We start from the raw sequence: 5,915 nt of genomic DNA on the forward strand, positions 1-5,915 counted from the left end.
GGCACAAGAGCAGCCAGTCTCATTACATTATACCCAAGGGGGACATATGTTTCCGTTGGAGTATCCCTTAGAAACGGCTGCTTTTGTGAAAGAACTCTTTAAACGTTTAAAGTGATATTCTTTTTTGTTATAAACATAGATTTATATATTCTTTTTTATTGTTAATGGTTTTAGTTATGATCGCCTCAAGATAACAAATTGTAGCTTGAGAGCGAATCATGACTAAAAAATTATTAGTGGTATTGTTAGCGTTAGGTGTTGGTAATGCTGCTTTTGCCAAAGACTTTTTAAATGTCTCTTATGACCCGACCCGTGAGTTATACCAAGATTTTAATGTGGCTTTTGCCAAATATTGGCAAGCCAAAGGCGGCGAGGAGATTAGTTTTAAACAATCTCATGGTGGCTCTGGCAAACAAGGCCGTTCGGTCATTGATGGTTTAGAAGCCGATGTTGTCACCTTAGCCTTAGCGTATGACATTGATGCTATTGCTCAACGGGGTTTAATTGCCGAAAACTGGCAAAAACGCTTACCCAACAATGCCTCACCCTATGCCTCAACCATTGTCTTTTTAGTGCGTAAAGGCAATCCAAAAAAAATCAAAGATTGGAATGATTTAGTCAAAGCAGGCGTAGAAGTGGTCACGCCGAATCCTAAAACATCAGGTGGTGCACGTTGGAACTATTTAGCTGCTTGGGGTTATGCCTTACGCCAACCTAAAGCCAATGCCGATAGCGCACAAAAGTTTGTTAAACAACTGTTTCAAAACGTCAAAGTCTTAGATTCGGGCGCGCGTGGTTCGTTAACCACCTTTGCTGAGCGTGGGATTGGTGATGTGTTATTGGCATGGGAAAACGAAGCCTACTTAGCCGTCAAAGAGTTAGGGCCAGAGAAATTTGAGATTGTCACGCCCAGTGTTTCTATTTTAGCCGAGCCACCTGTTGCAGTCGTTGATAAATATGCCAAAAAACATGGCACAACCCAAATTGCCAATGCCTATTTGCAGTATTTGTATTCGCCTGAAGGTCAAGAAATTGCGGGGCGCAATTATTACCGTCCGACAGATCCGAAAATTGCAGCTAAATACGCAAGCCAATTTGCTCCTGTGAAGTTGTTTACGGTCAAAGACTTTGGCGGCTGGTCTGCTGCTCAACAAGCACACTTTGCCGATGGTGGTGTTTTCGATCAAATTTATAGCAAACGTTAATCCAGTTTTGGGGATTAAGTATCGCCACTCACAGAGGACTTACGCGGTTATCGCTTATTTGTTTGCTAAATAATCGTTTTTAACGATTTTTAGCTCGCAAAACGCGCTAATTTCGGCGAAATGCGTAAGTCCGAAACTAACTTTTTTGACCACTCTTAAAAAGTTAACTTATCACTTAAGTCCCTTTTTCACATTTATCTTATATTTTTGGAGTTCATCATGAAGCTTCACGCTTTAGCTTTGTCTGTTGTTTCAGTATTAGTGGCTAGTCAAGTACAAGCAGCCCCTAAAGTTTATGGTCAATTGAATGTTTCGGTGGAAAGTTATCAAAAAGATAATCAAAACCCTGCCACAGACGATGAAGACTACACCCGTTTACAAAGTAATGCCTCACGTTTTGGTGTTAAAGGTGAAGATGAATTAACCGCTAAATTAAGTGCGGTGTATGGTATTGAATGGCAAATTAATACCGACGGAGAGGGTAATGATTTAGGGCAACGCAATCGTTATGTGGGGATTAAACATAAAGATTTAGGCACACTCAAATTTGGTAAGTTTGATACCTACTTAAAAACCGCACAAGGCAAAACCGATTTATTTAATGACTTCTTGGGTGATATTGAATTTACCATTGCAGGTGAAGATCGTGCCAATAACGCCATTGGCTATGAATCACCGAGTTTTAAAAACTTCCAATTGAATGTTTTAAGCCAGACTCAAGATGTTGCTAGCAAAGCGACTAATGGCTCATCAGCATCTATTGTTTATGACAATCAAGAATTAGGTTTATATGCCGCTTTAGGTGTTAATCAGAGCATTGTCGGTCGTACAGCGTTATTTGGCTCAACACGAGAAGGTGATGGTTACCGTTTAGCAGTGTCTTATAACGTTGCCGATTTAACTGTGAATGCCTTGTATAGCACCAATGAAAAATATGACGGTAATGATGGTGAAAAAGCTTATTTGTTGGGCGCAGCATACAAGATTAATGACATTGTTTTAAAAGCCCAATACAGCAGTGCCGAAGCAGACGATGCCAATAAAATTGCCGCAGGTAACAGCATTGAAAAGAATGTATTTAGTGTTGGCGCTGATTATAACCTAACCACTAAAACGCGTGCTTTTGTGTGGTACACCAACCGTGAAGATGTGAAAAAAGATGCGGTGATTGTTGTACCAAATGATATCGAAGAAAGCTCTTTAGCGTTGGGTGTTGAACACAAGTTTTAAGTCGTACATAGCGTGATGACGTTGTTCTTGAGGAGCATAAGTATGAAAACCTCTCGTTTAATTGTTGCTGGTTTACATGGTAGTGAGGCAGAGCATTGGCAATCTTGGTGGCAGTTACAAGACCCTCAAGCACAGCGCGTCGAACAAGATGATTGGCATTACCCAGACTTAAACACATGGACATCGCGTTTACAACAAAGCATTACCACTTCTAGCAGCGAAAAAGTTTGGTTAGTGGCACACAGCTTTGGTTGTTTAATCAGTGTTAAAGCAGCTCTGATGAGTCCTGAAAAAATCGCTGGTCTATTTTTGGTTGCCCCTGCTGATCCACAGCGTTTTGCGATTGCCGTTAGTGAATTGGCAGACACATTACCTGTACCAAGTTTAGTAATCGCTAGCACCACTGACCCGTATTTGTCGCTAGAAAAAGCCAAAGCATGGGCAACGATTTGGGGCAGTCAGTTAATAAATTTGGGTGATGTGGGGCATATCAATGTTGCTTCTGGCTTTGGTGCATGGCCACAAGGCATGGAGTTATTTGAATATTTTTGTTCACAATTTAGCGAACAAGAGTTAGTCGATTTTTGGCGGTTATCTGCCTAAGTTTGGAGTACAGAGCATCATGGCTCAGCATCGTGTGCTATCTGGCTTTCATTTATCACTGGGTTATACCTTAGTGTATTTGTCGTTAATTGTATTAATTCCTTTGTCAGCGGTATTTATTAAAACCTTTAGCCTGAGTTTTGCCGAGTTTTGGGAGATTATTAGCTCACCACGCATGATCGCCTCGTACAAATTAACCTTTGGCGCATCTTTAGGCGCAGCGTTAATTAATGCCGTTTTTGGGCTGATTTTTGCGTGGGTGCTAGTGCGTTATGAGTTTTTTGGTAAAAAACTGGTTGATGCTTTAGTCGATTTACCTTTTGCCTTACCGACCGCTGTTGCAGGTATAGCCTTAACCGCAATTTATTCAGGTAATGGTTGGTTGGGACAATATTTAGAACCTTTAGGTATTAAAGTCGCGTTTACCCCATTAGGCGTATTGGTTGCCTTAGTGTTTATTGGTTTGCCGTTTGTGGTACGCACCGTACAACCTGTTTTGCAAGATTTAGAAACCGAACTCGAAGAAGCCGCCGCCAGTTTAGGTGCAAATCGTTGGCAAACTTTTAGATATGTGGTGTTACCAATTTTAACCCCTGCGTTATTAACAGGTTTTGCTTTAGCGTTTGCGCGTGCGGTGGGGGAGTATGGCTCGGTCATATTTATTGCAGGCAATATTCCGATGGTGTCAGAAATTACCCCGTTAATGATTATTACCAAGTTAGAGCAATACGATTATGCAGGTGCAACCTCGATTGCGGTAGTGATGTTGGTGATTAGTTTTATCTTGTTATTGGCTATTAATGTGTTGCAAGCATGGACAACACGTCGTGGGAGTCGTTAATCATGGCAGGATATGTGGGCAAAAGTTTAAATAAACCGCGTTATCAAAGCTCCTCAGCTACTCGTGAACCGACATGGGTGCGTTGGACGTTATTAAGTTTAGCTTTGGGCTTTTTTGTCTTGTTTTTAGTGTTGCCATTAGCAACGGTATTTATCGAAGCGTTTCGTAAAGGGTGGGACGTTTATTTAGCCGCCTTGATCGAATCTGATGCTAAATCAGCCATCTTTTTAACCTTAACCATTGCCGTGATTTCTGTACCGTTAAATTTAGTATTTGGGATTGCTGCGGCATGGGCAATTACCAAATTTGAATTTAGCGGCAAACAATTATTAATCACCCTCATTGATTTGCCGTTTTCGGTATCCCCTGTGGTTGCAGGCTTAATTTATGTATTAATTTTTGGCGCACAAGGTTGGTTTGGTGATTGGTTGTTTGATAACGACATTAAAATTATTTTTGCTATCCCTGGTATGGTCTTAGCCACCATCTTTGTCACTTTTCCCTTTGTTGCCCGTGAGTTAATTCCCTTAATGCAAGCACAAGGTAAAGAGGAAGAAGAAGCAGCCGTCGTATTGGGCGCATCGGGTTGGCAAACTTTCTGGCATATCACCTTACCCAATATTAAATGGGCATTGTTGTATGGTGTGATTTTATCCAATGCGCGGGCAATGGGGGAGTTTGGTGCAGTGTCAGTAGTGTCTGGCCATATTCGTGGCATGACTAATACCATGCCCTTACATGTCGAAATTTTATATAACGAATATAGTTTTGCCGCTGCCTTTGCCGTGGCCTCGTTATTAGCCTTATTAGCCTTAGTGACCTTAGTCATTAAAACCTTTGTCGAATGGCGTTTACAACGTGATACCGTTATTGAGTCATAAATCATGAGTATTGAAGTTAAAAATATCAACAAACGTTTTGGTGACTTTGTTGCCTTAGATAATGTCAGTTTAGAGTTTCCGACTGGCGAATTAGTGGCTTTATTAGGCCCATCAGGTTGTGGCAAAACCACCTTATTACGGATTATTGCAGGCTTAGAAAGTGCCGATAGTGGTTCGGTATTTTTAGAAGGTGAGGATGCTTCACAAGCTCATGTCCGCGAACGCCAAGTCGGTTTTGTCTTTCAACATTATGCCTTATTTAAACACATGACTGTGTTTGATAATGTCGCCTTTGGTTTACGTATGAAACCTAAAGCACAACGCCCATCAGAGTCAGAGATCAAAAAGAAAGTCCATGAACTATTAAACTTAGTGCAACTGGATTGGTTAGCTGACCGTTATCCACCCCAATTATCAGGTGGTCAACGCCAACGTATTGCCTTAGCGCGTGCTTTAGCGGTTGAACCGCGTGTGTTGTTATTAGATGAACCATTTGGCGCTTTAGATGCCAAAGTGCGTAAAGAATTACGTCGTTGGTTGCGCCGTTTGCACGATGAATTACATATCACCAGTATTTTTGTCACCCATGACCAAGAAGAAGCCCTAGAAGTGGCTGACCGTATTGTGTTAATGAATCAAGGTCATGTTGAACAACTCGGTGCACCGCAAGAGGTTTATGAACATCCTGCCACACCGTTTGTTTATAGCTTTTTAGGGGCTGTGAATTTATTTCATGGTCGAGTCCATGATAATCATTTGCACAGTGGTGAAGCAGTATTGCCGTTGGGCGAGCATGATGTGGCGCATGGTGCAGAAGCCTTGGGTTTTGTCCGTCCGCACGAGTTAGAAATTATCACCGACCCACAATCACGCGAGGGCTTAGTGGCAACCGTTAGTCGTATTTTAGCCTTTGGGGCGAGTATTCGTGTTGAGTTAGAAGACAGCGATGGCAAACATTATGAGGTCGAAGTCACACGGCCAAAACTACAAGAATTAGCGATTAGTGCAGGTCAACAAGTCAGGTTAAAACCTGCTCAGGTGAGGGTGTTTGCTAAAGCTTAATCAATAGAGCTTACGCACTTCGCCAAAATTAGCGTGTAAGTGCTCATAAAGTTACCCTTCGACTCTGCTCAAGGTACAGAGTCGGGGGAGCTG

6 protein-coding genes are annotated in these 5,915 nt (G+C 41.9%); all 6 read left to right on the forward strand.

What is annotated here, in order from left to right; translation table 11 throughout:
• Positions 1-218: 218 nt before the first annotated feature.
• The 6 genes from Q0212_RS16150 (at position 219) to Q0212_RS16175 (ending at position 5,822) form a co-directional block, all read left to right on the forward strand.
• Complete coding sequence (locus Q0212_RS16150) at positions 219-1,205, forward strand: sulfate ABC transporter substrate-binding protein (protein ID WP_297927416.1); 987 nt, start codon at positions 219-221, stop codon at positions 1,203-1,205.
• 219 nt (positions 1,206-1,424) lie between these two features.
• Entirely contained in the window at positions 1,425-2,435 is a 1,011-nt protein-coding gene (locus tag Q0212_RS16155; RefSeq protein WP_297927418.1) for a porin, read from the forward strand.
• 42 nt (positions 2,436-2,477) lie between these two features.
• The gene (locus tag Q0212_RS16160; protein ID WP_297927420.1) at positions 2,478-3,038 is read left to right on the forward strand and encodes an alpha/beta hydrolase; all 561 of its coding nucleotides are present in this window, start codon (positions 2,478-2,480) and stop codon (positions 3,036-3,038) included.
• 19 nt (positions 3,039-3,057) lie between these two features.
• A complete protein-coding gene (gene cysT / locus Q0212_RS16165; RefSeq protein WP_297927422.1) occupies positions 3,058-3,879 on the forward strand; it encodes a sulfate ABC transporter permease subunit CysT in 822 nt (273 codons plus the stop codon).
• Positions 3,880-3,881: 2 nt separating this feature from the next.
• Entirely contained in the window at positions 3,882-4,760 is an 879-nt protein-coding gene (gene cysW, locus Q0212_RS16170; RefSeq protein WP_297927424.1) for a sulfate ABC transporter permease subunit CysW, read from the forward strand.
• A 3-nt stretch (positions 4,761-4,763) separates the two neighbouring features.
• Complete coding sequence (locus Q0212_RS16175; protein ID WP_297927426.1) at positions 4,764-5,822, forward strand: sulfate ABC transporter ATP-binding protein; 1,059 nt, start codon at positions 4,764-4,766, stop codon at positions 5,820-5,822.
• The last annotated feature ends 93 nt before the right edge of the window (positions 5,823-5,915 follow it).

The sequence above is a fragment of the uncultured Agitococcus sp. genome (assembly GCF_937920075.1).
Classification (GTDB): Bacteria; Pseudomonadota; Gammaproteobacteria; order Pseudomonadales; family Moraxellaceae; genus Agitococcus.